Source organism: Streptococcus oralis (assembly GCF_001578935.1).
GTDB classification, from domain to species: Bacteria; Bacillota; Bacilli; order Lactobacillales; family Streptococcaceae; genus Streptococcus; species Streptococcus oralis_R.
This window is the reverse complement of sequence record NZ_KQ969521.1, coordinates 50,373-76,096: the sequence shown is the minus strand read 5'-3', so window position 1 is coordinate 76,096 and position 25,724 is coordinate 50,373. Positions and strand designations below refer to the sequence as shown.

The following is a 25,724-nucleotide window of genomic DNA, read 5'->3' as shown; positions in this document are numbered from 1 at the left end:
TTTCTCACTTTCTACAATAACTTTTTCTGTTCTAGATTTTTCCGAGTTGAACTAGGTTCGGCTTGACCAAACTGCTCTGCCAAGCGCTGACTCCAAGAGGTCATCACACGCGCACCAGCATAGTCTGCCTGAACTTGGTCATAGTCCAAAATCGCTGCAACTGGCTGTTCTTGGTATTCTTTTTCAAATACCACTTGGTTCAAAGGCAGTCTTGGTTTGACCTCATGTTGTTGATCTGGCACGCCAAGGGCAATCCCAAAAACGGGGTAGGTATAGTCAGGCAGGTTAAAGAGCGCTGCCACTTCTTCTGACTTGTAACGGACCAAACCGATGATAACACCACCATATCCCAGACTCTCAGCCGCAAGCAAGGTGTTTTGACCAGCAAGAGCCGCGTCCACAGACGTGATAAGGAGACCTTCTACCCCTTGAGGTTGGAAAGTGTCCGTGTGAAGTCTTGCTCCCTTTTCAGCTCGGTTCAAGTCACCGACAAAGAGCAAAAAGGCAGCTGACTGACGAATAGCTTCCTGAGGAACCAGTTCATATAAGGCGTCTTTCTTCTCTTGACTGCGCACAAGAATCACAGAGTAGGATTGGAAATTTTTCCAAGATGACGCCATTTGTCCAGCAGTCAAAATCTCTTCCAAATCTGCCTGAGGAATCTCTTGCTCCTTAAAGCGACGAACTGAAGTATGAGCTTTCATCAGTTTAATGGTTTCTGTCATCGGCGATTTTCTCCTTCTAGTCTCGTTTCCTCAGCCAAATAACGGATTCGTTCCATGACCCGTCTAGCTTCCCAGGTCTCATCATTTCCATTCTTTCCTTTGGCAAAATGCTTCTCCAAATCTTGGAAATTAAAGTTGGAAGTAAAGAAGGTCGGCAAATCTTCCTGCATGCGGTACTGAAGAATGACTTGGAGAATCTCATCACGTACCCAAGGGGTAGACTGTTCTGCACCAATATCATCCAAGATCAAGACTTCTGCTAACTTGATGTCATCCACCAAGGTCTTCACAGAGCCTTCACCGATGGCATTTTTCACATCAATGACAAAACTTGGATAATGGAGAATCGTCGTTGATGCCCCACGTTTTTCAGATAGGTCGTGAGCTAAGGCCGCCATCATAAAACTCTTACCAACACCAAAATCTCCATAAAGATAGAGACCTTTTCGGATGCTTGGGTAAAGGTCAACAAAGGCATAGAGTCTCTCAAAAATCGGCAACCGTCCTAGATCATCCAGGTCAATCTGAGCCAACTTCGCTTTCTTGAGATTTGCTGGTAGATTGATCAACTTGAGACGATTCTTTATTGCCGCCTCTTTTTCAGCCGCGATTAGTTCTGGTGTTTCTTCATAAGACACATCTGCATAACCGTGATTCATAACCAAGATAGGCTTGTAGCCACGCGCTATATAGTCCGCATCCCCTCGAAGAAACTTGTCCCGTTCTGTGATATATTGGTTGAACTTGGAGATGCTACGATTCAACTCCTCTGGACTGAGGGATTCTTTCTGGATAAAAGCCGCCACATCTGGGTCTTTCATAATCTGCTGGACTAGGTCCTGATACTGAAAACGACTTGTCTGACGTTTGAGTACGTCACCCACACTTTCCATCTAGTCTCCTCCTTCTTCTAATCGGGCTAACATTTCTTGTTTTTTACGTTCTAGTTCCAGACGAGTCTCCTCACTGGTTTGATTTTTATATTCTGGATTACTCCACTTGGGAACATTTGTCTTAGTCGAGCTAGTTTTCGACTTCTGGTCTTCTTTCCCTTTTTGTTGACGCTCTCGAATCCGAAGCACAGCCTCTTCTGCTGTTCGAATTTTTTGATAAGCATAGTCATTTGCGACCTTCATGGCATATTTTTCATTGACATTAGCCGAATCAACCTTGTTAAAGGTTAGAAGCAAGACGATATTGATGACTTCATCCAACAAACCTAAAGACGCCATCTGGTGAAGGAGTTCTCGCTCACTCTGAGTGATGTTTCCCTTACGCGTTTGCTTGATTTCCGCTAAAAATTGTAGAGGAGTTTTATTTTTGGCTTCCCTGATAATGGTCATTTCTTTGGGGCTAAAGTCAGAAGTCGCTGGTTTTTGTGCTATCTTTTCACGCATGCGTTTGACTGAAATAAGCTGAGCCACCGCTGTCGCCTTGGCTAATTGATAGGTTTCAAACCAGGTCCATTTTTTTTCATCTGCGATGGCAAACAATTCCAAAACATCCGTTTGCTCGTCTTCAAAACGCAAGCCATCTCGAGCCATCAGCTGCTGGAAATGTTCCAAGTCAAAATCATTTTTTAACTTGCTTTTAGACTCGCTTGGTGTCACTTCTTCAGTCAGGGTTGGAAATACTTGACTCAAAGAAACCGAGAGTGCTTCTCCCTCACTTGGAGCCTGCTTCATAGCAGAAACAGCTGTATCCCCAATCTTTTTCTCTAATAATCTGCTATAGACAGAATGACTTAAAAACTCCTGACTGGAGAGGGGAGAATGAAGCTGCAATTCATAGGTTTCTCCCCTTTGATAAAGGGTCAACAGATCTAAGGCAGATAAGACTTTGAAGGATTGGAGCAAGGTCGGCATGCCAAAGTTTAAGTGGTTGAGGATATGGGAAAAGAGGTGTTCCTTTTGCCCTCCATCCCAAAAGGTAATGGCATATAGATAGAGGCTCAGCGCCTCCTGACCGATAATCGGGAGGTAGCACTGCACCAGGGAAGAGGTATCTTGCGACACCCGATTATTCTTTAGAAAAGAAAAACGGTCATTTGGCTTCATCTATTTTTCCTTTTTCTTTTTTGAGGACTGGGTGATCTGCTGGAGCAGACTCTCCAACTCACTCACATCCTTAAAGCTACGGTAAACACTGGCAAAACGAACATAGGTAATCTCATCAAGCTCTGCCAATTCTTCCATGACTAAGGCTCCAATGTATTCACTTTGAATCTCGTTCTCACTGCGACTACGGAGTTTTTGCTCGATACGATTGACCACCATGCCAATTTCATCACTCGAAACAGGACGCTTCTGGGCTGAGCGGATAATCCCATTAAAGATTTTATCTCTTGAAAACTGTTCTCGTGTACCGTCTTTTTTGACGACAACCAGCGTTCGTTCTTCTACTCGTTCATAGGTTGTAAAACGATGTTGACACTCGTCGCACTCACGTCTTCGGCGGATGGTATTTCCCTCTTCTGCTTGTCGACTATCAACAACACTAGACTTGGTAGCCCCACATTTTGGACAACGCATGCATTTCCCTCCTTGTCGTTTTCTTTTCATTATACCATTTTTTGAGCAATTCCCAAAACAATTCTTATTTTCACTTGACAAGTTTTTTGTTTTATTGTATTATTTTATTAGAACAATAAAGGCAAAGAAAGGAGACTATGATGTCCTGGTCATTTGATAATACAAAACCGATTTATTTACAGATTATGGAAAAAATCAAATTACAGATTGTTTCCCATAAACTGGAACCCAATCAACAACTTCCGACTGTAAGGGAGTTGGCGAGCGAGGCTGGTGTCAATCCCAATACCATCCAGCGCGCCTTGTCTGATCTTGAGCGCGAGGGCTTCGTTTATAGCAAGCGAACAACTGGTCGTTTTGTCACCGAGGATTTAGACCTCATCCTTCAGTCCCGCAAACAACTTTCCGAGGAGCAACTGCAACACTTCGTCTCTTGCATGCTTCAATTTGGCTACAAAAAAGAAGAACTGCCAAATGTATTAAGCGACTACATCAAAGGAGTTTAAGACTATGACACTACTAGCACTTGAAAATGTATCAAAATCATATGGAGCAACTGCGGCACTTGACAATATCTCGCTAGAGATTTCAGCTGGAAAGATTGTTGGGCTCCTCGGGCCAAACGGTTCTGGGAAAACAACCTTGATCAAACTGATCAATGGTCTTCTTCAGCCAGACAAAGGACGTGTCCTCATTAACGGACAGGATCCAAGTCCTGCTACCAAGGCGATCGTCTCTTATCTACCAGATACGACTTATCTCAATGAGCAAATGAAGGTTAAAGAAGCCCTGACTTACTTTAAAACCTTCTATCAGGATTTCAATCTTGAACGCGCCCAAGATCTGCTTGCAGATCTTGGCATTGATGAAAATAGTCGCTTAAAGAAATTATCAAAAGGAAACAAGGAAAAGGTCCAACTCATCCTGGTTATGAGCCGTGAAGCCCGCCTCTATGTTCTGGACGAACCGATCGGAGGTGTGGATCCGGCGGCCCGTGATTATATCCTCAATACCATCATCAACAACTACTCACCGACTTCTACGGTACTGATTTCAACCCACTTGATTTCAGATATTGAACCAATCTTGGATGAGATTATCTTCCTCAAAGACGGAAAAGTCGTCCGCCAAGGAAATGTTGATGATATTCGTTACGAGTCAGGTGAATCAATTGACCAGCTCTTCCGCCAGGAATTTAAAGCCTAAGCAAAGGAGATTATTATGTTTTGGAATCTAGTTCGTTATGAATTTAAAAATGTCAATAAATGGTATCTGGCACTCTACGGTGCTGTGCTTGCAATTTCAGTTTTGATTGGAATATCCTTTTCTGGTATCAGTCAGCACTACACTAGTTATGGTAATGACCCCTTCTACCTATTAGGATTTTTAATTTTGGTCTTTGGAGGACTCAGCGTCACTCTTTGGATTGCAACAATCTTTTTAATCATCCGAAGATTCAAGGGTAGTGTTTATGACCGCCAAGGTTACTTGACCCTGACCTTGCCTGTCTCTGAGCACCAAATCATCACCGCAAAACTCTTCAGTGCCCTTGTCTGGTCCATCTTAAGTTATATAGTCTTTATCTTGAGTATACTGATTATCTTCTTCTTAATACCGATAGAAAAAGACTTCACTGCCCTCTATAACTTCATTTCCCCTTACCTCAGCTACGGCTGGCTGTATGCCCTATCACTGTTTGTCAGTTCGATTGCATGGATTTTATCTATTTACCTTTGTATCTCAATTGGTCAACTATTTAACGAATATCGTACCGCTATGGGAATTTTAGCCTATATCGTTATTTCCATCGTTATTGGTTATGTTTCTCTCTTCTTAAGAGTTGATAATGACTTTAACGTGATGGCTGGTACAGAAATCTTGCGCGATCTCTTTTTATCAATTATCTACTACCTCGGAACCTACTACATCTTAAAAAACAAGGTTAATTTGCAATAAAAAATGCCCAGCTAGAAGCTGGGTTTTTCTTTAACTCAATATCAAACTGGCTACGATAGGGCTGACAAAGACGTAGAGAATACCGGTAACACCGATAGCCAAGCCACCCATAGCTCCTGCTACAGAGCTATATCGAAAGGCTGTTCCTGTTCCGACAGCATGGCCTGTCCCACCCAGGGAAAGTCCGACTGCTACTGGGTCGTCAATTTTCAACCACTTCAAAAGGGTTGGTCCAATCACACTGGTTAAGATTCCAGTCGCCACTACAACGACCAAGGTCACGGTCGTCAGACCCTGCAATTTTTCCGTGATACCCACTGCCATGGCGGTTGTCACTGACTTGGGAAAGAGAGAAATGGCTAGGAAAAAGTCCATGCCAAATATTTTCGCCACTATGGCAGTGAAGCTAGTATTGACAACTACTGCTAGCAGACTCCCAAAGAGAATACTCCGAGCATGGTGCTTCATCAGATGAAAACTCTTATAAAGCGGAATCCCTAGAGCCACGGTCGATGGGACAATCAAGTTGTTCAGATAAACCCCACCTTGGTAATAATCTTGATAAGAAATACCCGTCGCCTTAAGGAAAATAATGATAAAAATAGCCGACAAAAGCAAAGGTGTTGTCAAAGGATGGGGAAAACGTCTGTAAATCAGCATTCCCACTAGATAAGCTAGGATAGACAGGGCAATCCCAAACAGAGGATTCGATACAAATTCACTCATTTGGCATCTCCTTTCTCATAATCTCCCTCAAATCGTCTCTTGATAAACTGAACAACCAAAGCAATAAGGATAATATTGATAACAGCTGCAAAAAAGACAATCAAGACGATAGGCAAAAGATAAGGAGCAATCACATCGAACTTTTCCATGATTCCCACTGCTGGCGGCAAAAAGAGAATGGTCATATTGGCCAGCAAGAAATTTCCGACCATGTTGACGTGCCTTGTTCTCAGCCACTTGAACTGCAGGGCTAGAAAGAGAATAATCAAACCGATAATACTGCCTGGGATTGGCAGATGTAAGAAACTAGAGATTCCCTCACCGATTAGAGAAATCACAAAGAGAATCATTAATTGAACATATAATTTCATCCTAAACTCCACGAAATAGACTTCTTGCATACCAGTTTACTCTTTTTTCAGAAAATTTCAAGGAAATATTTAAATTCTTCTTTCTTGCAAGGATTAGTTAAAAGTAGTATAATCATTGCATGCGCAATCATCTTATATTAGAGAGACAGTCAGTAATGACTTTGTGATTTAACTTTGAAAAGAAAGGAGAAAGCAATGACCTACTTAGAAAAATGGTTTGACTACAATCGCCGTCAAAAAGAAATGGAAGCCTTGTTGGAAGAAACTATTGCCCAGCAGAGTGAACAAAGGCTGAACTTGAAAGAGTTTTACCTGCTCTACTATCTGAATCTAGCCCAAGAAAAATCTCTACGACAAATTGACCTACCAGATAAACTCCATCTCAGCCCAAGCGCTGTTTCTCGAATGGTAGCTAGATTAGAAGAGAAAAACTGTGGCTTGCTTAGTCGCAGATGTTGCGACCAGGATAGACGGGCTAGTTTTATCTGTCTGACTGACGAGGGACAAACAACCCTGGCTTATCTACAAAAAGCTGTCGAAGAAAGATTGGAAACCAATCTTGATTTCTTGCCTTAATGAGTATTTTTTTAAAAAAAGTTGCGTGCGCAATCATTTTTCTTGACATTCCTCTTTTCAAGGAGTACAATAAAGTCAAGATCGAACAAAGGAGTTTTATATGATCGAAATTATCTATCTAGACGCCAGCAAGCAAGAGAGAACCATGACTTTCGAGTCTTACGAAGATTTTGAACGTTCTCAACATGCCTGCCTCATCGGCGTTGCTGATTACTATACTGTCCAAAAATTGACCTATAATGGTCATGATTTGGACTACCATGGGACTTATGGAGATGTCTTCTTCTATCTCATGAAACAAGATTTAAGCCAATATAACTAAAAAAGGAGAAATACAATGGCAAAAGCAATTACAGATGCAACATTCGAACAAGAAACAAAAGACGGTTTGGTTTTGGTAGACTTCTGGGCAACTTGGTGTGGTCCATGTCGTATGCAAGGTCCAATCTTGGATAAATTGTCTGAAGAACTTTCAGAAGATGTCTTGAAAATCGTTAAAATGGACGTTGATGAAAATCCAAACACAGCTCGTGCCTTTGGAATCATGTCTATCCCAACCCTTCTCTTCAAAAAAGACGGCCAAGTGGTGAAACAAGTTGCTGGAGTACACACAGCAGAACAAATCAAGGCCATCGTTGCTGAATTGAGCTAATCACACTAGAGACCAAGTGCTTCATTTGGTCTCTTTTTCTTGCCCTTTGCCATTTTTCAAAAAATATGCTAGACTGTAGGTAGAATATTACGATGTTTGGGACATGCCATCGCTAAAAAAAACCTCTACTTGGTATTTTTTAGCTCCCCTCAAGGGAGCTTTTTGCGTGCTCTGAACATTTCCCATTTTGGAAGGAGTACTATGAAACGTCAATCAGCCTTGGTCGTCTTTAGTGGCGGTCAAGATTCCACAACCTGCCTCTTTTGGGCTAAAGAACACTATGAAACAGTCGAAGCTGTCACCTTTGCCTACGGCCAACGCCATCATCTCGAAATTCAAGTTGCCCAAGAAATCGCTAAGGAACAGGGCATTCGTCACCACATCTTAGATATGTCTCTGTTGGGACAAATCACTGAAAATGCCTTGACCTCTGATATGGAAATCGAGCAAAAAGAGGGAGAGGTTCCCAATACTTTTGTTGATGGTCGCAACCACCTCTTTCTATCCTTTGCAGCAGTTCTTGCCAAGCAACGAGGCATTAAAGACATCGTGACAGGTGTCTGCGAAACAGATTTTTCAGGCTACCCTGATTGTCGGGATGTCTTTGTCAAATCTCTCAGTGTTACTCTCAACCTTGCCATGGATTACGACTTCGTTATCCAAACGCCTCTCATGTGGCTAGACAAGGCTGAAACTTGGGAATTAGCCGACCAACTCGGTGCCTTTGACTATGTTCGTGAAAAGACCTTGACCTGCTACAATGGGATTATCGGAAGTGGCTGTGGAGATTGCCCAGCCTGCCACCTGCGTCAGCATGGCCTTGATGTTTATCTCTCACAGAAAGGAGTGGGCTAATGTTTTTTGCACCCAAAGAAATCAAACAGGAAACTGGGGAGTCTCTTGTCTACAATCCTCATAGAACCTTGGTATCAAAAGAATTTACCTTCGATGCTGCCCACCACCTCTTTCACTATGAGGGAAAATGCAAATCCCTGCATGGCCACACCTATCATCTGCAAGTTGCTGTCAGTGGATTTTTAGATGAACGGGGCATGACCTACGACTTTGGAGACATCAAAGCTATCTACAAGAACTACTTAGAACCCCACTTGGATCATCGCTATCTCAACGAAACTCTACCCTACATGAACACAACTGCTGAAAATATGGTTTACTGGATTTTCCAAACCATGAGTCAAGAGTTGCCCGACGAGCGCGGTCTCCGTTTGGAATACGTTCGCCTCTATGAAACTCCGACTGCCTTTGCAGAGTTTAGACGGGAGTGGTTAGATGACTAGGGAACGTGTCCTCAAACTACCAGTTCTGGAAATTTTTGGCCCAACCTTTCAAGGTGAAGGCCGTGCTATTGGGCAGAAAACCATGTTTGTCCGCACTGCTGGTTGCGACTACCACTGCGACTGGTGCGACTCTGCCTTTACTTGGGATGGTTCTGAAAAACCAACTCGCATGACCGCTGACGAAGTCATTGCTGCCTTAGACAAACTAGGAAGCTACGACTATGTAACCCTATCTGGCGGAAATCCTGCTATCCTAGCAGCTAACATGGCTCAACTCGTCACCAAGCTAAAGGAACGTGGTGTCACTCTGGCTGTTGAGACTCAAGGTTCTCGCTGGCAAAATTGGTTAAAAGACATCGACCAGGTCACTCTGAGTCCCAAACCTCCTTCATCAAAGATGGAAGTCAACTTTGAGACCTTGGACTTTATCGTTTCCCAACTAGATCCAGACAAGGTCACCTTTAAAATTCCTGTCTTTGACGATGCCGATTTGGCCTTTGCCAAAGGGATTCAAGAACGCTACCAACCAGATGTCCTCTTCTTATCAGCAGGAAATCCTGAGCCCAAGGCTACAGGCAATATTGTCCAAGACCAACTAGATCGCCTCAAAGAACTCTGGGAACGCGTCGCTGCTGACGATAGCTGGGGAAATGTCCGCGTCCTTCCTCAACTTCATACCCTCCTCTACGACAACCAACGTGGTGTTTAAATTAGAAAGAAAAAATCATGTCACAACAAGAAGAAATGAAAAATCTTAGCCTCCTGGGCAACAAAGAAACCAACTACATTTTTGACTATCAACCAGAAGTCCTCGAATCCTTTGATAATCGTCATGTGGAAAATGACTATTTCATTAAATTCAACTGTCCTGAATTTACCTCGCTTTGCCCAATCACCGCTCAGCCAGATTTTGCGACCATTTATATTTCCTACATTCCTGACAAGCTCTGTGTCGAATCAAAATCCCTCAAACTCTACCTATTTAGTTACCGAAATCATGGAGATTTTCATGAAAACTGTATCAACACTATCGGGAAAGACTTGATCAACTTGCTAGACCCTCGCTATTTAGAAGTCTGGGGAAAATTCACTCCGCGCGGTGGCATCTCAATCGACCCTTACTACAACTACGGTAGACCTGGAACTAAGTATGAAGGATTGGCAGAACAACGCCTCTTTCAACACGACCTTTATCCAGAGAAAATTGACAACCGCTAAACTCATACTCAATGAAAATCAAAGAGCAGACTAGGAAGCTAGCCACAGGTTGCTCAAAGCACTGCATTGAGGTCGTAGATAAGACTGACGAAGTCAGCTCAAAACACTGTTTTGAGGTTGCAGATGGATGCTGACGTGGTTTGAAGAGATTTTCAAAGAGTATAATACGAAAAAGCCCTGTCCTCAAAACGAGGAGCAAGGCTTTTTGAGTTTCAATTATTCTTCTGTTCCAAGAAAGTTTTTCGCAACAAGGGCTGCAAGAACGCCACCAACGATTGGGGCAAGGATGAAAATCCAAACTTGTTGAAGGGCTACGCCACCTACCAAGACAGCAGGAGCCAAGCTACGAGCCGGGTTTACTGAAAGTCCAGTGATGTTCAATCCCACAAGGATCAAGGCTGTCAATGACAAGCCGATTACCAAACCAGCGATTGCGCCATTACCTTTGCTTGCTGAAGTCACCGTCATGATAACTAGGACAAACAAGAAAGTTGCGATGACTTCAAACAAGAATCCACCAAAGACAGTGACACCGTTTGCCAAGACATTTTCACCAAGGCTAGCAGTTGACATGCCTGAGTTAGACAAGAGGAAGAATACCGCAACTGACGCAAGGAAAGCTCCAACTACTTGTCCAAGGATGTAGTTTACAAGTTCTGAAGATGACAAACGTTTGTTTACAAACATAGCAATCGAAACCGCTGGGTTCAAGTGAGCCCCTGAAATCGTCCCAATTGAGTAAGCTGCAACTACGATTGCCAAACCAAAGGCAAAAGCAATTCCAAGGTGTCCAAGGCCATCAAGACCATTTCCAAAAACAACAGCTCCTGTTCCGATGAACACAAGCATAAATGTACCGATTAATTCAGCAACAAATTTTTTCATGATAAGTCTCCTTTTTTTCAAACTATGTATTAGTCTATCAAAAGAAGGAAAGGGGTTCAAGAAAATTGACTGGAAAGTTCTTTGAAAATCATAAAATGACTAGCTAATCTCTAGTATTAAAAAGATTGAATGGCTTCTTTCAAGGCATCTTGTAAACTATTTTTCTGGTCAAGTTGGATATAGACTTCCAATAGACAGGATCTGAAGTTGGAAAATTTATAAAAATCTTCCCTCTCTTCTATCGGAAAGTCAACCATTTTTATCCAAGAAACTACTTGTTCTTGCTCTAATTTTCCTTGCAAAATGGGTTCGTAAAGTACTCTCGCTAAGCGCCAGTCCTCATCATTTGTAAAACGAATGGTAATTCTTTTAAATAATTGACCCAGTACATCAAATACTTCATGATCTCTATTTTTAGGAAAGTCTGGATGACATACTACTTCCGTCAAGAGATCCGCTCCATGCGCAAAAGCGTGAACCCAACCATACTGACTTGAAAAACCTGTCGTATCCTTTTCTTTTTTAAGATAATACAAACCTTGAGATAGCATAGCATTTCTTATATCAGCTTTTAATCCTTTATAGAAAAGAGAGTGCTCGTTACCATCGCAGGACAGTAGATTGGCATAAATAAGCGCCCTAAAAGAACGTTTAAGAGCCGAAACTCCTCTACTATCAATCTCTTTGTATAGACCTTCACCAGAGGAGACCTCTTCTGAGATAAACTGAAACTGTTCAAGGGAAAACAACTCTTCTTGAATCCCTCTAGCCAAACTCGTAAAAACAAGTTCGTCTCGAATTTCTGGAGAGGGATCTCCTAAATGCTCAAGCAACCACTGAATTTCTTCTCGACTATAGCTTGGTTTTTCTTCTGTCACTTTTCTTTGTAATTTTTTACGCATCTCAAGCACCTCTACATTTCTAGTAACTTATCAAAAAGCCATCCGCAGATGACTTTCTATTCTTTAAACTTCGAATTCAGCACATACTCTATAGTAGGTTTAATTCTGACATCCTGTTTCTTTACTCCCCCAACTCAGCACTGTAGGCGATAATCTGGTCAACTGTATCTGACAAGAACTGAATCGTGTCCCGAAGTGGTTTGTCTGTTGAAATATCCGCTCCGATGATTATAGCTGACTCAAGTGGTGTCTTGCTACCACCTGATTTGAGGAGATTGAGCCAGTCTTCAGCTCCAGTTTCTGAATGTTTTAGATGAAGATAACCTGCAGTCGAGATGACAAGACCAGCTGAGTAAGTGTAGCTATACAAGCCCATGTAGTAGTGAGCTTGGCGCATCCAAGTCAGTGCCGCATCGTCATCAATTTCAATGGCATCTCCCCAGAAGTCTATCAAGACTTCCTTCATAATGCTGTTTAGTTTGCTTGCTCCAAATGTTTCTCCCTCTTCAATCAATGTATAAACCTTCCGCTGGAAGGCAGCTTCCAAGAGGTGAGTGATGAAATTATGGAAGTAGGTGTCTGTCAAGCGGTGGGCAAGAGCGAAGCGTTTTTGACGCGGATCGTCAGACTGGTGCTCCAAGTAGTCACTGAGAAGCAATTCATTGAAGGTTGACGGCGCTTCAACGTAGTAGGTAGACATGTGGGCGTTGAAGTAACTTTGATGATTATCTGAAAAGATAAATTGACCAGAATGTCCGATTTCATGAATCAAGGTATAGACATCGCTCAAACGACCAGTCCAGCTCATGAGGACATAAGGGTGCACGCGATAGGGATCCGCCGCATAACCGCCAGAATCTTTGCCACTATTGGCGGCGAAGTCCACCCAGCGTTCTTCTTGATAGCGAGCAACTTCCTGACAATATTCTTGCCCCAAAGGTTCTACTGACTTCATGACCAAATCATAGGCATCGTCAATGGTCACTTCAGGATTCAGGGCGCTGTCCAAGTCCAATTTCCAGTCTGCAAAGGTCATCTTTTCAAGACCATTCACCTCGGCAACATGCTTGAGGTATCTCTGAGCAACCGGCGCAAAATCCTTCATGATGAGGTCAATCTGACGGTCAAACATGGTACGGTCCACTTCTTGCTCAGCCAGAAGATAGTCAAAAACTGAGTCGTAGCCCTTCATATCTGCCAATAGTTTTTCAGACTTGACTTGGGCTAAATAAGCTGCCGCAGCTGTATTTTGGTGCTTACGAAGGCCTTCTGAGAAGGAACGGAAAGATTTCTCACGAACCTCAGCATCCTCGTGGTTTTGGTAGAAATTCTCATAGGTCACAAAGCTGTTTTTGTAGGTCTTACCATGGGCTTCAAAGTCAGCCATCTCAAAATCCCCAGCTCGCATCTTGGTGTAAATGTCCTGTGGACTGTAGAAAACTTCACCCAGATTTGTCAAAGCCTTCTCCACATCTGCCCCTAGGTAGTGGGCTTTTTTGATTTTGGCCTGACGAATGGCTGCCGTCAAATGTCGCAATTCTCCCAAACGGTCCAAGACTTCCTCATCTGCAGCCACCAAGGCATCGTCAAAGAAGGTCAAGGCTACGCTGGCGTCTGTTTCAAATTCCATCCCAGCTTGGGCAATATTGGCAAATTCGTCATTGCTATAATCTGTCGTCTGAGGCATAAAGGCGTAATTTCCAATATGGCTCATCTGGATGTAAATTTGCTCCAATTCCGCAAAGGCCTTCTCAAAATCCTCAAAAGTATGAAGATTGCCCTTGTAATCACGGCTAAATTGATTAATATCTTCGCGAGCTTTCTCGATTGCACGCAAGAAATCCTCACGGTCTTGGTATAGGGCTGTTAGGTCCCAAAGTTCCTTCTCTGGAAATTCTGAACGGTGTTTTTGTTCCATTTTCTTCCTCTTATTTTTCTAATTCTACTAAAACACTAAGGGCTGATAAGGCGTAAAGTGGTGCCGTTTCCGCTCGCAAGATGCGAGGACCAAGTCCTGCCAAGACTGCTCCTTTCGCTTCAAAACTTTCAATTTCTGCAGGTGAGAGACCGCCTTCTGGGCCAAAGATAAAAAGCAGCTTGGCTCCTTTTTCAAGACCAGAAACTACTTGCAGGAGCGCAGCGGCTTCTCCTTCTTTTGCTGATTCTTCATAGGCCACTACGATAGAGTCAAACTGGTCCAGCTGAGCTAGAAAGTCAGCTTTCTTCTCAAAAAGTTTGATACTTGGAACGATATTACGTTTGCTTTGCTCGGCTGCTCCAAGGGCGATTTTTTCCAGTTTTTCAACTTTTTTGCCCAATTTCTTGCAATCCCACTTGGAAACCGACCAGTCGGCAGGAAAGGCCCAGATCTGGCTGGCGCCCAGTTCCGTTACTTTTTGAGTGATAAACTCCAGCTTGTCCCCCTTAGGAAATCCTGATGCGATAGTCACTTGGATTGGCAATTCCACATTGTCAGCTAACTCTTGGACCAATTCAAACTGACGATTTTCGACATCCAGCACGCGCGCCAAACGCTTGATGCCATCATCAAAGACCAAGGTCACCTCATCATCTTCTTTCAGGCGCATAACCTGAAACATATGCTTGCTGGTTTCCTTATCCTCAATGGTCACAGGAGAGATTGCACTGCCTTTTACAAAATACTGTTGCATGCTAGCCTCCAATCACACCGGAAAGATCCTTGGTTTTCTTAAAGACACAGGCATTCCATTCCCCTTGAATCATGTGGGTTTCAAGGAAAAATCCAGCTGACTCAGCCGACTCGCGCACCATGTCCCACTTGTCCTTGATAATGCCACTCATGATCAGGTAGCCTTCATCCTTGACCAAGCGATAAGCATCGTCCGTCAGATGAATGAGAATATCCGCCAAGATATTAGCCACGATGACATCTGCCTCAATCTCCACACCCTTAAGCAAATCTCCAGCAGCAACGTGGATATTTTCCATGCCAGGGTTGAGCTCAATATTTTCCTGAGCCACACGAACCGCCACATCATCCAGGTCATAGGCGAAGATTTCCTTGGCACCAAGAAGCGAGCTGGCAATGGAGAGAACCCCTGAACCAGTCCCTACATCCAGCACCGTTTCGCCGCCACGAAGAACCTGCTCCAAGGCAAAAAGGCTCATCTTCGTCGTTGGATGCGTCCCAGTCCCAAAGGCCATACCAGGATCCAGCTTGATGATCTTTTCTCCAGCAGTCGCCTCATAGTCTGTCCAAGACGGCACGATGGTCAAGTCATGAGTGACACGAGCTGGCTCATAGTATTTCTTCCAATTGTCTGCCCAGTCTTCCTCAGAAAGAGCAGTCGTACCCATCTTGACCTCACCCAAATCCATAAAGTCTGTCAATTCTGCTAAGCGAGCCTTTAAGTCCTCCTCAACCACAGCCACATCAACCGTATCTGGATAGTAGGCTGTCACTATGATTTCTTCTTGTTGCTCGACCTCTGGGAAAATCTCACCAAAACGGTCGACATTCCCCACATAGTCCATGCTGTCTTCAATCGCAACACCTTGGGCACCTAACTCAATCAAGAGGTTGGAGACCAGCTCCTCTCCCTCACGCTTAACCGTTACTTTTAACTCTTGCCATGTTTCCATAATTAAGATACCAAGCCCGTAAAACACAAAGCCAAAATAGGAAACTCTCTGAAGACGCTTGTGTCTAAGAGATGTTTATCTTTTTGGCGCAGTGTTTAGGGCGGGTTCAGTTTAGAAATGTAACTGAACCATCCTTTCTATTTGTCAATCAATTTTTTCATGTAAACCATATCCATACCTTCTTTTTCAGGCTCGATATGAGTTTGACGGTAGCCGTTTTTCTCATAAAAGGCAACCATCCCCGCATCCTGTAATACCGTACACAAATCCCACTGTTTAATCGCTGGAAATTCCTTTTCCAGCAATTCCAATCCTTCAGAACCATAACCTTTTCCTTGATACTGGGGCAAAATCGCTGCCGTTCCCAACCAAGCCTCCGTCAACTCTTCATTGGTCTGAATTCGTAAAAAACCAATCTTTTCTTCATCTTCTTTCACAAAGTAATAATAGCTATTAGGACGTTCTACCAGTTTCCACTTGATTCGTTCACGGTCTTCCAAATAAGGATCATATTCATCCTGATATTTTTCATAGACAGCCTTAAAGCTAGCCCTTTGAATTGCAATTACGGTTTCTAAATCATCTGCTCCAGCTCGGACAATCTGAATCATACTAATACCTCCAAATACACATTCTCTCAACTAGCACTTCTATGCTCTTCCACACGCTGTTTTACTAACCCTCAAATTCCTCAATTACATCTGTGTAGTGTTCTTTCATTGCGCTGTGAATCTGCTGTTTAAAAATACCAAACATAAGATAATAAACAAATAGAACAATTCCTGCTAACAGTATCAAAAGTAAAAAGTATACTGAAAGAGGCAGTACGAGACCTCCATCACTCAGTAAGGGTATAACAAGCATTAATACCCAAATAACAGCCGTAGAAAGCCCAGCTACTTTCGTACCACTTTCTCTCTGCTTCTTTAACTTTAAATATTCCATATAGATGAATGTAGCTTCTTCCCTAGAATATTGTCCAGTTGTTAGTTTGCGTTTAACTTCCTTATTTAACGTCGTTGTTGCAATTGCAAAAATCATTTTATTTCCTCCAAATAATCCCTCACTCTATCCTGCAACTGGGGCACAACCTTATCTGAGCCAAGAAACTCCTCAACGCCCATCAGTTTGTAGCCCTGCCCTTCGTCACCAAAGACAATCTTGTCAAATTGTTCCTGAGCCAACTTTCCAACTAGAAAGACGGATTCCTTTCCCTCAAAAAGCATACTGGGATAAACCTTTCTCCAAAGCAGACAATCTTCAGTCAGATGAATTCCCAGTTCTTCGTAAACTTCGCGCGCCGCGCACTCAAAAGGACTTTCATCCCCTTCACGGCCACCACCTGGCAATTCCCAGGTATTAGGGTATGGAATGTTTGATTTGTTATCGCGTAAGATAGTTAAGAGCTTATCACCACAAAAGAGGGCAATTTTGCAACCTGTGAAATCAGAAATTTCTATTTCCATATTAGACTCCTAATATCTCGGATAAGGATAAAATTCTCCCTCTTCCAAGCCTGCTTTTCCTTCTTCAAAGACTTCTTGGTTCCATTCCATGACGAATTCTTCTGCTTCTGGGTCTTCCAAAAAGTCCATGAGGGCATCCAGCCCAACCTCGGCAGTATCTTTGAGAAATAGCGCAAAATAAGCTAAAAACTCGCGAGAAAATCCTTTTTTAGGAAGATAAGGGATGACAGTCAGATAGTCTTCTGCATTGACGGTTGACTTGGCAGGATTGTAAAAAAGGACCGCTTCCTCAAAGAGGATATCGTCTGATGACACCTCTCCGTCTTCATCCACCATCTCCACACCTGCAGCATTTTTCGCTTCTAGTAAAAAACTCACTTCAACCGCATGGTTACGCTTGTCCCAGCTAATCTCATAGTCAAAGGGAAAGTTCTTGTCCAACTCTTCCTCTAAAACATCTAAAAATCCGTATGTTGCCATTTTGTCCTCTTTCTATGCGACTCTTTAATCGCCCCGATTGCTCGGAAATATGCTAAAATAGATACTACCATCTTACCACATATACATCAGAAAATCCATGTTAGAAAGGACTGCTATGCCAGACAATCTCGCGCTTCGCATGCGCCCAAAAACCATCGACCAAGTCATCGGTCAGGAGCATCTGGTCGGACCTGGAAAAATTATTCGTCGCATGATGGAAGCCAATCGTCTGTCCTCCATGATTCTCTACGGACCTCCAGGTATTGGCAAGACCAGTATAGCCTCAGCCATCGCTGGAACGACCAAGTATGCCTTTCGGACCTTTAATGCGACAGTTGATAGTAAAAAACGACTGCAAGAAATCGCTGAAGAAGCTAAATTTTCAGGTGGACTGGTTCTCCTTCTAGACGAGATTCACCGACTAGATAAGACCAAGCAAGACTTTCTTCTGCCACTCTTGGAAAGTGGTCTGGTCATCATGATTGGGGCGACGACTGAAAATCCTTTCTTTTCTGTCACTCCAGCCATTCGCAGTCGCGTCCAGATTTTTGAGTTAGAACCCTTGTCCAATCAAGACGTCAAAGAGGCGATTCAAATCGCTCTAACTGACCCTGAACGTGGCTTTGATTTCCCAGTTGAGCTAGATGAGAATGCACTGGATTTCATCGCGACCTCTACAAATGGAGACCTGCGTTCTGCCTTTAATTCACTGGATCTGGCTGTTCTCTCTACTCCCGAAAATGACAAGGGCATCCGCCATATCACGCTTGACATCATGGAAAATAGCCTGCAGCGGAGTTACATTACCATGGATAAAGATGGGGACGGTCACTACGATGTCCTCTCAGCCCTGCAAAAGTCCATCCGTGGTTCGGATGTGGATGCCAGTCTCCACTACGCTGCCCGCTTGATTGAAGCTGGGGATTTGCCTAGTCTCGCTCGTCGCTTGACTGTTATCGCCTATGAAGATATCGGCTTGGCCAATCCTGAAGCTCAAATCCATACTGTAACTGCTCTAGATGCTGCTCAAAAGATTGGGTTCCCAGAAGCTCGCATCCTCATTTCCAATGTCGTGATTGATTTGGCCCTCTCTCCAAAATCCAACTCAGCCTATGTGGCGATGGACAAGGCCCTTGCTGACCTCAAAACATCAGGGCATTTGCCTATCCCTCGCCATCTGCGTGATGGTCACTACAGTGGAAGCAAGGAACTGGGCAACGCCCAAGATTATCTCTATCCACACAACTATCCTGGAAATTGGGTCAAGCAAGACTATCTCCCTGAAAAAATCCAAAATCACCACTATTTTACTCCAGAAGATACTGGCAAATACGAACGAGCCTTGGCGCAACGCAAGGAAACCATTGATAAATTACGAAACTTGTGAAATCCTTTTCAAAAAATTGCATTTTCCTCTTGATTTTTTTTGAAAAAGTGGTATCATATAAACATAGAAACGCTGTGGTGTACGACTTCACACTTAAGTGTTGACCGACTATTTTTTGTATTATTAGGGAAACAAAAGTCTTCTAACAGCATGTAGGCCGTCTCACACGGAAACAGCTTCAGTTAGAGCGAGTTGCCCACCTGCTTAATTGCGCGGGTTCAATACAAACCGTGAAGTTTCGGCACCAATACAGCTTTTTCTTTGCCTCCTTAGCTCAGTTGGTAGAGCAGTAGACTCTTAATCTATGGGTCGCAGGTTCGAGCCCTGCAGGGGGCATAATTTAGTGCCTAAAAGCCTTATTCTAAAGGCTTTTTTTCATATCTGTTCTACTTTTGTTCTACCAACGGATACTCAAGATATATTTGGTGTGTAAAAAATTCTTTTGCCCCTCAGTGATACAATCACTTTACTCAATTACAAACAGATCAAAAGTAAAAGACTTAGCTCTATTTCATACAGAACTAAGTCTTTTATTTAAACAATCTAATGTTTCCTCTTCATCTCAATCAACTCCAGACATTTATCTAGATCTACATCTCGTTCAAAATGTGCAGGAGTCCAAGGAACTTCTATATCAGGAAGAACACCTTTGTCCGTCATCCCTTTGCCTTTATCTATAGCCAACCAGCGAGAAGTTGGGAACATCAAAAAGTAATCATCATAATCTACCTTGCAACAATTTGAGTAGTCTAAAATACCAAGCGTTGGACGGCCGATAACTGTTACTTTCTTAAAATTCTTCATCATCTTGACAAAATTATCTCCTGATGATGCACAATAAATATCCGACAAAACAAAAATCTGCTCTGGATAGTGACTGCCCTTAACACCTGGAAAAAGCTCGTCCTGATCATCCTGATACCGAACATAGCCTTTCCCTCGATTTTGGAGTAAATTATTACGAAAATCTTCAAGCAGTTTCACTGTATCAGGACTGATATTTTCTTGTTGAAGCCATGTTTCAAAGTCTTTTAAGCGTCGATCGACATTTCCTTCTGTATAGAGAATTTCCATTCCATCATCCTGTAAATCAAGAGTGTCATAGCCTTTCCCTTCCTCCAATCCAAGATGTAAAAGTGGAAAATACAAAGAATCCGTGCCCCCATTGTTGTAACGGACATCTATAATAAGAGTTTCTGTCTCAGCAATCTTCTGCAAGCACTCTTGGTATAAACGGCTAATCGCTTCTTCATCCATAAAATTATCTAAGCGTAGATAGAGGATATCTGACTCCAACTCTTTCCAAAAGATCCGAGCTTTTTGAGCTTGCTGGCTAGCACGAACCGTAATAGACATCTCCTGCCCATCTCGAAAGACCATCACTTGCTCTGCCATCAGTAGCAAATCTGCCCATTCTCGGGATCGTCTTTCTGGAGTCAGACTAATAAAGTAATTTTGGTGTTGCAAAGCTACTTGCTCCAAACTCATTCCGTCCAGACCGAGGATTCGATCCCCCACTTGGAGGCCTGTATCTTGGTTTGCTTCCTCGACAAATATTCCCTGCTCACTTATCCTCAAAAGAAAACCTTTCGGACCTGATTTTTTATCATGAAAAGAAACATGCCCAATAATCCCAAAACTAGCAAGATAAGTCCTGACTTGATAGAGAAATTCTTGCTCAGTCATATCATCTGTAATCTTTTTTAGAAAGGGCTGAGGGTTGCACCCTTTACGATCTTTTACTGTAGATGAATCATGTGTCATAATCCAAATAATGTCTTTAAAAATATCTGTTTTTTTCATACGAGTCATTCCTTCTACCTTTAAAATAGTATAACCTTCTTCACAGCGAAAAAGGAGTTTTTACTACAAAGTTAATCTGCTATCTCCCCTTGTCATCTATTTCATCACCATCTTATCAATGTTTCTTTATTATACTACTTCTCCTATTTTTTACGAATAGATAAGTATGATTGATTTTTATTTTTTTCTTGTCGGGAGCATTCTCGCTTCCTTTCTCGGTTTGGTCATTGACCGTTTTCCTGAGCAATCCATTATCCGACCAGCTAGCCACTGCAATTCCTGTCAGACTCGCTTGCGACCGCTAGATTTGATTCCTATCCTTTCGCAGGTCTTCAATCGCTTTCGCTGCCGCTACTGCAAGGCTCGCTATACTATTTGGTATGCCCTCTTTGAATTGGGCTTAGGACTCCTCTTTCTGACTTGGTCTTGGGGGTGGATTGCCTTTGGTCAAGTAATCTTAATCACTGCTGGCTTGACCTTGGGCATCTACGACTTTCGCCATCAGGAATATCCCTTACTAGTCTGGCTAACTTTCCACCTAATCCTCATGGCTTTCTGTGGTTGGAATCTGGTCATGGTCTTCTTCCTTGCCCTTGGAATTTTGGCGCATTTTATCGATATTCGCATGGGCGCAGGGGATTTTCTCTTTCTGGCTTCTTGTGCCCTCGTCTTTAGTGTGACCGAATTACTGATTTTGATTCAGTTCGCTTCTGCGGCAGGGATTTTAGCCTTTCTCCTGCAAAAGAAAGAGGAAAGACTTCCTTTTGTGCCTTTCCTCTTACTTGCTGCTTGTTTGATTATTTTTGGTAAGCTACTGCTTGTTTGATAAAGTCCTCAATCGGCTCTCCTTGGTGGAGGGCTTTTACAATTTTCGAACCGACGATAACGCCATCTGACACCGCATTGAAACGTTCTACATCGGCTTGACTAGATACGCCAAAACCTGTCAAGACTGGGATGTCAGCTACTCGATGCAATTGCGCCAAGTGCTTGTCCAAGTCTGCACGGTAATTGCCTGATTTCCCTGTTACCCCATTGATGGCAACGGCATAGACAAATCCTTCAGCTCCCTTGATCAACTCTTTTTGACGCTCAAGTCCTGTCGTCAAGCTAACTAGGGGAATCAAGGCAATGTCTGTGTCTGCCAAAAAGGGCTCTACAAAGTTGGCATGCTCATGAGGCAGGTCTGGGATAATCAATCCTTTAACCGCTGTATCTGCCAAATCTTTGACAAATTTCTCCACACCGTACTGAAAGAGGGGGTTAAAGTAGGTCATGATAACAAGCGGAACTTCTGTTTGAATGGTTTTCAAAGTTTCAACCAAGGCCTGGGTAGAGGTTCCGTGAGCTAGACTGCGTAAGCCTGCTTCTTCAATCACAGGACCATCTGCAACAGGGTCTGAAAAGGGAATCCCCACCTCAATAGCTGAAACACCCAAATCTTCTAAAAAGTGGATTGTTTCAGCGAGACCATCCAAACCTGTTTCATGGTCTCCAGCCATGATATAGGGAACGAAAATTCCTTTTCCAGCTGCTTTGATAGCATTCAATTTTTCTGTTAGTGTCTTAGGCATGAGCTTCTCCCTTCTTTGCTGCATCTGCTTCCAAGCGGTCTTTGACTTGAACCACATCCTTGTCTCCACGACCGGATAGGCAGACAATCATAGACTTGTCTGGCCCAAGTTCTTTAGCTAATTTCACCGCAAAGGCGATAGCGTGGCTTGATTCTAAGGCTGGGATAATCCCTTCCACACGAGACAAGAGTTGGAATCCTTCCAAGGCTTCCTCATCGGTCACAGGAACATAGCTGGCACGTTTGATATCGTGGTAGTGAGAATGTTCCGGACCGATACCAGGGTAGTCCAAACCTGCTGATATAGAGAAGGCTTCAAGAATTTGACCATGGGCATCTTGGAGCACATCCATGAGGGAACCGTGAAGGACACCCGGACGACCCTTGGTCAAAGTCGCTGCGTGATGCTCTGTATCCACACCAAGTCCAGCTGCTTCAGCCCCATACATATCTACAGATTCATCTTCCACGAATGGATGGAAGAGTCCGATAGCATTCGAACCACCTCCAACACAGGCAACGAGGGCATCTGGTAAATCTTGGCCTGTCAAGTCACGGTACTGTTGTTTAGCCTCTCGACCAATGACACTTTGGAAGTCACGAACGATTTCTGGGAAAGGATGAGGTCCTAAGGCAGAACCAAGGATATAGTGGGTATCGTCGATATTAGCTACCCATGAACGAAGGGCTGCATTGACCGCGTCCTTGAGTACACGCGAACCATCTGTCACAGCCTCAACCTTAGCTCCCAAAAGCTCCATACGGAAGACGTTAAGGGCTTGGCGTTTGACATCTTCCTCACCCATGTAGATGGTACATTCCATCTTAAAGAGGGCCGCAGCTGTTGCAGTTGCCACACCGTGCTGACCAGCACCCGTTTCAGCGATAATTTTCTTTTTGCCCATACGTTTAGCCAGAAGAACTTGTCCCAAGGCATTGTTAATCTTGTGGGCACCTGTATGGTTGAGGTCTTCCCGTTTGAGGTAAATCTTGGCTCCGCCGATATGCTGGGTCAAGTTTTTTGCATAGTAGAGAGGCGTTTCACGTCCCACATACTGACGTAAGAGTTGGTTTAACTCCTCTTGAAAGCTTGGGTCTGCTTGACTTTCACGATAAGCCTTTTCCAACTCCAAAACTGCTGTCATCAATGTTTCTGGGACGAAACGTCCGCCAAATTTTCCGTAAAATCCATCTTTATTTGGTTCTTGATATGCCATTCTTTGCCCTCTCTATAAATCTTCTAATCTTTTCATGATCTTTCTGTCCATCTGTCTCCACTCCACTTGATACATCTACTGCAAAGGGAGTAAAGTGTTGAATTGCTTTTGCTACATTGTCTTCCTTAAGCCCACCTGCGATAAAGAAGGGCTGAGCAAGTCTTGCCGTATCTAGTTGACCCCAGTCAAAGGTCTGACCACTCCCAGCCACAGGGGCATCAAAGAGTAGATAGTCTGCCCGAGAATGAGGCACATGACCATTTCCATCCACCTGCACGGCCTGAATACTGGCACAAGGTAAATCCTCAAACAACTCATCTGCTACCTGACCATGAACTTGAACCAAGTCCAAACCAACTTTTTCAATCGCTTCTAGCAATTCTACCCGACTTGGTGAAACAAATACGCCAACCTTTTTAACATTAACAGGAATGAGCTTTGCCAGCTCAGCAGCCTGATCCAAGGTCACCTGTCTTTTACTAGGTGCAAAGACAAAACCGATGTAGTCTGCCCCTGCTGATACAGCTGTCTCTACCGCTTCTTTGGTCGATAGTCCACAAATCTTAACCTTTGTCAATCTGCAACTCCTTGATTCTCTGAGCCACATCTTCTGCCTGCATGAGAGCTGTTCCCACCAAAATTCCATTAAAGGATGGTGCAACACGTTTTGCATCCTGCCCTGTGAAAATAGCAGATTCAGAAATGTACAAGCAATCGTCCTTGAAGTGTTTGGCCAAGTCTACACTAGTCTGCAAGTCAACTTCAAAGGTAGTCAAATTACGATTATTCACACCGATAATTTGAGCTCCAAGGCGGTGGGCTACTTCTAGTTCTGCTAGATTATGAGTTTCCACCAAAACTTCTAGACCTAGCTCTGTCGCGTAGCCATACAGTTCCTTGAGGCGTTCTTCTGATAAAGCCGCTACGATGAGCAAGATAACTGTCGCACCTGCATTTCGAGCACGGATGATTTGCTTTTCATCGATAATAAAGTCCTTGTTAAGGGTCGGAATCTGCACCTGACTGGAAATCTCTTGTAGATAATCCAAATGCCCTTTAAAGAATACCTCATCTGTCAAAACCGAAATCATCACTGCGCCATTCGCTTCATAAGTCTGGGCCTGTTGCACAATATCCACATCTAGATTGATATCTCCCAGACTAGGGCTAGCCTTCTTGACCTCAGCGATTACCTGTAAACGATCTTGGTGATTCTTCAAAAATTCAGCCAAGCGATAGGTCTGGCGTAGGGGCTGAATCTCCTCCAGCTCCATTTGCTCTACCTCACGCGCCTTCTGCTCCAAAATTCGTGCTAAAAATTCCTGATTCATTTTTGGTACTCCTGTAACAGTCTGAGTTTTTCAAGGGCCTTGCCACTAGCAATCACTTGACGGGCCAAGGCCACTCCTTCCTTGATACTAGCCACCTTACCATTCGCATAGAAACCAAGACCAGCATTTAAAACAGTCGTTTCCAAGAATGGACTTGGTTGATTTTCAAGTACGCTCAGCAAAATCTCTGCATTTTCCTGAGCATTGCCACCACGGATATCTTCGATAGCGTAGCGTTCCATCCCCAAATCCTCTGGAGTGAAGCTTGACAAGGTGATTTCGCCATTTTCAAGAAGAGCAATCTTGGTTGTTCCGTTCAAGCCAGCTTCATCTAGCCCTTCTGGTCCAGCAACTACGATGGCACGTTTGCGACCCATATTTTTCAAAACTTGAGCTGTGCTTTCTAGAAGTTCTGGACGACTAATTCCAAGAAGCTGTGTTTCCAAGGCCATTGGGTGAATCAGTGGACCAGTCAAGTTCATGATCGTTGGAATACCCAATTCCAAACGAGCTGGCATGATATATTTCATGGCTGGATGCATATTTTTAGCAAAGAGAAAGACGATGCCAGTTTTATCGAAAACCTTACCTAGTTCAGCTGGTTTGAGGTCAAGATTGATGCCCAATGCTTGAAGGACGTCTGCCGAACCCGATTTAGAAGAAATCGAACGGTTACCGTGCTTGGCCATATGAACACCGCCACCAGCCAAGACAAAGGCTGCAGTTGTTGAGATGTTAAAGCTGAAGGACTTATCCCCACCTGTACCACAGTTGTCCATAGCATCATGAATTTCAGTTGGAATGTGTTGGGCATGTCCTCTCATGACTTGTGCAATGGCTGTGCGCTCTTCAGGTGTTTCCCCCTTCATCTTAAGAGCCAAAAGGAGAGAAGCAATCTGCGCTTCGGTTACACGTCCAGTTACAATACGCTCAATGACGTCTGTCATTTCCACACTTGATAAATTTTCAAATTTTGCTAATTTTTCAATAATCTCTTTCATCC

33 protein-coding genes and 1 tRNA gene are annotated in these 25,724 nt (G+C 43.5%); 13 read left to right on the top strand and 21 right to left on the bottom strand.

From position 1 onward, the window contains the following. Window positions 1–11 precede the first annotated feature (11 nt). From SORDD15_RS00440 to nrdR, 4 genes are read right to left on the bottom strand one after another with little or no spacing between them, the layout of a single operon-like run. Window positions 12–725, bottom strand: coding sequence for an NADPH-dependent oxidoreductase (locus SORDD15_RS00440; protein WP_061413414.1), 714 nt, complete (start codon window positions 723–725; stop codon window positions 12–14). Beyond that, complete coding sequence (dnaI, locus tag SORDD15_RS00435; protein ID WP_061413412.1) at window positions 722–1,618, bottom strand: primosomal protein DnaI; 897 nt, start codon at window positions 1,616–1,618, stop codon at window positions 722–724. Before dnaI ends, SORDD15_RS00440 begins: the two co-directional genes overlap by 4 nt. Further along, a complete protein-coding gene (locus SORDD15_RS00430) occupies window positions 1,619–2,782 on the bottom strand; it encodes a DnaD domain protein (RefSeq protein WP_061413410.1) in 1,164 nt (387 codons plus the stop codon). Further along, complete coding sequence (gene nrdR, locus SORDD15_RS00425) at window positions 2,783–3,256, bottom strand: transcriptional regulator NrdR (RefSeq protein WP_061413408.1); 474 nt, start codon at window positions 3,254–3,256, stop codon at window positions 2,783–2,785. It abuts the gene before it with no gap. A 140-nt stretch (window positions 3,257–3,396) separates the two neighbouring features. On the opposite strand from nrdR, the gene SORDD15_RS00420 reads away from it, so the two are divergent. From SORDD15_RS00420 to SORDD15_RS00410, 3 genes are read left to right on the top strand one after another with little or no spacing between them, the layout of a single operon-like run. Further along, window positions 3,397–3,762 (top strand): GntR family transcriptional regulator, encoded by a 366-nt coding sequence (locus SORDD15_RS00420; RefSeq protein ID WP_061413406.1) that lies wholly within the window; start codon window positions 3,397–3,399, stop codon window positions 3,760–3,762. Window positions 3,763–3,766: 4 nt separating this feature from the next. After that, on the top strand, window positions 3,767–4,462 hold the full coding sequence (locus SORDD15_RS00415) for an ABC transporter ATP-binding protein (RefSeq protein ID WP_061413404.1): 696 nt from the start codon (window positions 3,767–3,769) through the stop codon (window positions 4,460–4,462). A 15-nt stretch (window positions 4,463–4,477) separates the two neighbouring features. Then, the gene (locus tag SORDD15_RS00410; protein WP_061413402.1) at window positions 4,478–5,212 is read left to right on the top strand and encodes a hypothetical protein; all 735 of its coding nucleotides are present in this window, start codon (window positions 4,478–4,480) and stop codon (window positions 5,210–5,212) included. A 30-nt stretch (window positions 5,213–5,242) separates the two neighbouring features. On the opposite strand, the gene SORDD15_RS00405 is transcribed toward SORDD15_RS00410, so the two are convergent. Together SORDD15_RS00405 and SORDD15_RS00400 are read right to left on the bottom strand one after the other, a co-directional pair. Beyond that, window positions 5,243–5,938 (bottom strand): LrgB family protein, encoded by a 696-nt coding sequence (locus tag SORDD15_RS00405; protein ID WP_061413400.1) that lies wholly within the window; start codon window positions 5,936–5,938, stop codon window positions 5,243–5,245. Next, window positions 5,935–6,309, bottom strand: a complete 375-nt coding sequence (locus SORDD15_RS00400) for a CidA/LrgA family protein (protein ID WP_061415609.1) — start codon at window positions 6,307–6,309, stop codon at window positions 5,935–5,937. Before SORDD15_RS00400 ends, SORDD15_RS00405 begins: the two co-directional genes overlap by 4 nt. 195 nt (window positions 6,310–6,504) lie before the next feature. Here SORDD15_RS00400 and SORDD15_RS00395 point away from each other — a divergent pair, with 195 nt between their 5' ends. The 7 genes from SORDD15_RS00395 to queF all read left to right on the top strand — a co-directional run bounded on the left by SORDD15_RS00395 (window position 6,505) and on the right by queF (window position 10,053). Continuing rightward, complete coding sequence (locus SORDD15_RS00395; RefSeq protein WP_061413398.1) at window positions 6,505–6,885, top strand: MarR family winged helix-turn-helix transcriptional regulator; 381 nt, start codon at window positions 6,505–6,507, stop codon at window positions 6,883–6,885. A 100-nt stretch (window positions 6,886–6,985) separates the two neighbouring features. After that, window positions 6,986–7,207 (top strand): DUF4649 family protein, encoded by a 222-nt coding sequence (locus SORDD15_RS00390; RefSeq protein ID WP_061413396.1) that lies wholly within the window; start codon window positions 6,986–6,988, stop codon window positions 7,205–7,207. A 15-nt stretch (window positions 7,208–7,222) separates the two neighbouring features. Continuing rightward, window positions 7,223–7,537, top strand: coding sequence for a thioredoxin (gene trxA, locus SORDD15_RS00385; RefSeq protein WP_001029581.1), 315 nt, complete (start codon window positions 7,223–7,225; stop codon window positions 7,535–7,537). Window positions 7,538–7,738: 201 nt separating this feature from the next. Then, window positions 7,739–8,392: a 7-cyano-7-deazaguanine synthase QueC gene (queC, locus tag SORDD15_RS00380; protein WP_061413394.1), complete on the top strand. Its 654-nt coding sequence runs from the start codon at window positions 7,739–7,741 to the stop codon at window positions 8,390–8,392. Next, entirely contained in the window at window positions 8,392–8,835 is a 444-nt protein-coding gene (gene queD, locus SORDD15_RS00375; RefSeq protein WP_000464583.1) for a 6-carboxytetrahydropterin synthase QueD, read from the top strand. The genes queC and queD overlap by 1 nt, the downstream gene beginning before the upstream one ends. Then, window positions 8,828–9,544, top strand: a complete 717-nt coding sequence (gene queE / locus SORDD15_RS00370; RefSeq protein WP_061413392.1) for a 7-carboxy-7-deazaguanine synthase QueE — start codon at window positions 8,828–8,830, stop codon at window positions 9,542–9,544. The genes queD and queE overlap by 8 nt, the downstream gene beginning before the upstream one ends. Before the next feature lie 17 nt (window positions 9,545–9,561). Continuing rightward, window positions 9,562–10,053: a preQ(1) synthase gene (gene queF, locus SORDD15_RS00365; protein WP_061413390.1), complete on the top strand. Its 492-nt coding sequence runs from the start codon at window positions 9,562–9,564 to the stop codon at window positions 10,051–10,053. 216 nt (window positions 10,054–10,269) lie between these two features. On the opposite strand, the gene SORDD15_RS00360 is transcribed toward queF, so the two are convergent. From SORDD15_RS00360 to SORDD15_RS00320, 9 genes are all read right to left on the bottom strand, one after another. Next, window positions 10,270–10,938 (bottom strand): MIP/aquaporin family protein, encoded by a 669-nt coding sequence (locus SORDD15_RS00360; protein WP_061413388.1) that lies wholly within the window; start codon window positions 10,936–10,938, stop codon window positions 10,270–10,272. A 116-nt stretch (window positions 10,939–11,054) separates the two neighbouring features. Next, window positions 11,055–11,840 carry a DUF2785 domain-containing protein gene (locus SORDD15_RS00355; RefSeq protein ID WP_061413386.1) on the bottom strand — a complete coding sequence of 262 codons (786 nt, stop codon included), beginning with the start codon at window positions 11,838–11,840 and terminating at the stop codon, window positions 11,055–11,057. Between the two features lie 121 nt (window positions 11,841–11,961). After that, window positions 11,962–13,758, bottom strand: a complete 1,797-nt coding sequence (pepF, locus tag SORDD15_RS00350; RefSeq protein ID WP_061413384.1) for an oligoendopeptidase F — start codon at window positions 13,756–13,758, stop codon at window positions 11,962–11,964. 10 nt (window positions 13,759–13,768) lie between these two features. Continuing rightward, a complete protein-coding gene (locus SORDD15_RS00345) occupies window positions 13,769–14,512 on the bottom strand; it encodes a 16S rRNA (uracil(1498)-N(3))-methyltransferase (RefSeq protein ID WP_061413382.1) in 744 nt (247 codons plus the stop codon). A 1-nt stretch (window position 14,513) separates the two neighbouring features. Then, entirely contained in the window at window positions 14,514–15,464 is a 951-nt protein-coding gene (prmA, locus tag SORDD15_RS00340) for a 50S ribosomal protein L11 methyltransferase (RefSeq protein ID WP_061413380.1), read from the bottom strand. Between the two features lie 137 nt (window positions 15,465–15,601). Next, entirely contained in the window at window positions 15,602–16,075 is a 474-nt protein-coding gene (locus tag SORDD15_RS00335; RefSeq protein WP_061413378.1) for a GNAT family N-acetyltransferase, read from the bottom strand. A 64-nt stretch (window positions 16,076–16,139) separates the two neighbouring features. Next, window positions 16,140–16,505 carry a hypothetical protein gene (locus SORDD15_RS00330; RefSeq protein WP_061413376.1) on the bottom strand — a complete coding sequence of 122 codons (366 nt, stop codon included), beginning with the start codon at window positions 16,503–16,505 and terminating at the stop codon, window positions 16,140–16,142. Beyond that, a complete protein-coding gene (locus SORDD15_RS00325; RefSeq protein ID WP_061413374.1) occupies window positions 16,502–16,930 on the bottom strand; it encodes an NUDIX hydrolase in 429 nt (142 codons plus the stop codon). Before SORDD15_RS00325 ends, SORDD15_RS00330 begins: the two co-directional genes overlap by 4 nt. Window positions 16,931–16,939: 9 nt before the next feature. Beyond that, a complete protein-coding gene (locus SORDD15_RS00320; protein WP_061413372.1) occupies window positions 16,940–17,410 on the bottom strand; it encodes a DUF3013 family protein in 471 nt (156 codons plus the stop codon). A 115-nt stretch (window positions 17,411–17,525) separates the two neighbouring features. Between SORDD15_RS00320 and SORDD15_RS00315 the strand changes: the two genes are divergently transcribed. Next, window positions 17,526–18,797, top strand: a complete 1,272-nt coding sequence (locus SORDD15_RS00315; protein WP_061413370.1) for a replication-associated recombination protein A — start codon at window positions 17,526–17,528, stop codon at window positions 18,795–18,797. A 263-nt stretch (window positions 18,798–19,060) separates the two neighbouring features. Beyond that, window positions 19,061–19,133: transfer RNA gene (locus tag SORDD15_RS00310), tRNA-Lys, on the top strand. 207 nt (window positions 19,134–19,340) lie between these two features. Here the strand turns inward: SORDD15_RS00310 and SORDD15_RS00305 are convergent. Beyond that, window positions 19,341–20,600, bottom strand: coding sequence for a S41 family peptidase (locus SORDD15_RS00305; RefSeq protein ID WP_061413368.1), 1,260 nt, complete (start codon window positions 20,598–20,600; stop codon window positions 19,341–19,343). Between the two features lie 166 nt (window positions 20,601–20,766). On the opposite strand from SORDD15_RS00305, the gene SORDD15_RS00300 reads away from it, so the two are divergent. Then, entirely contained in the window at window positions 20,767–21,426 is a 660-nt protein-coding gene (locus tag SORDD15_RS00300) for a prepilin peptidase (RefSeq protein ID WP_061413366.1), read from the top strand. Here SORDD15_RS00300 and trpA read toward each other — a convergent pair. From trpA to trpD, 5 genes are read right to left on the bottom strand one after another with little or no spacing between them, the layout of a single operon-like run. Continuing rightward, the gene (gene trpA / locus SORDD15_RS00295; RefSeq protein WP_061413364.1) at window positions 21,398–22,174 is read right to left on the bottom strand and encodes a tryptophan synthase subunit alpha; all 777 of its coding nucleotides are present in this window, start codon (window positions 22,172–22,174) and stop codon (window positions 21,398–21,400) included. The genes SORDD15_RS00300 and trpA overlap by 29 nt on opposite strands. Next, a complete protein-coding gene (gene trpB, locus SORDD15_RS00290; RefSeq protein ID WP_061413362.1) occupies window positions 22,167–23,390 on the bottom strand; it encodes a tryptophan synthase subunit beta in 1,224 nt (407 codons plus the stop codon). Before trpB ends, trpA begins: the two co-directional genes overlap by 8 nt. Continuing rightward, window positions 23,368–23,967: a phosphoribosylanthranilate isomerase gene (locus SORDD15_RS00285; protein WP_061413360.1), complete on the bottom strand. Its 600-nt coding sequence runs from the start codon at window positions 23,965–23,967 to the stop codon at window positions 23,368–23,370. The genes trpB and SORDD15_RS00285 overlap by 23 nt, the downstream gene beginning before the upstream one ends. Then, window positions 23,954–24,721 (bottom strand): indole-3-glycerol phosphate synthase TrpC, encoded by a 768-nt coding sequence (gene trpC / locus SORDD15_RS00280; protein WP_061413358.1) that lies wholly within the window; start codon window positions 24,719–24,721, stop codon window positions 23,954–23,956. Before trpC ends, SORDD15_RS00285 begins: the two co-directional genes overlap by 14 nt. Continuing rightward, a complete protein-coding gene (gene trpD, locus SORDD15_RS00275; protein WP_061413355.1) occupies window positions 24,718–25,722 on the bottom strand; it encodes an anthranilate phosphoribosyltransferase in 1,005 nt (334 codons plus the stop codon). The genes trpC and trpD overlap by 4 nt, the downstream gene beginning before the upstream one ends. Window positions 25,723–25,724 lie beyond the last annotated feature (2 nt).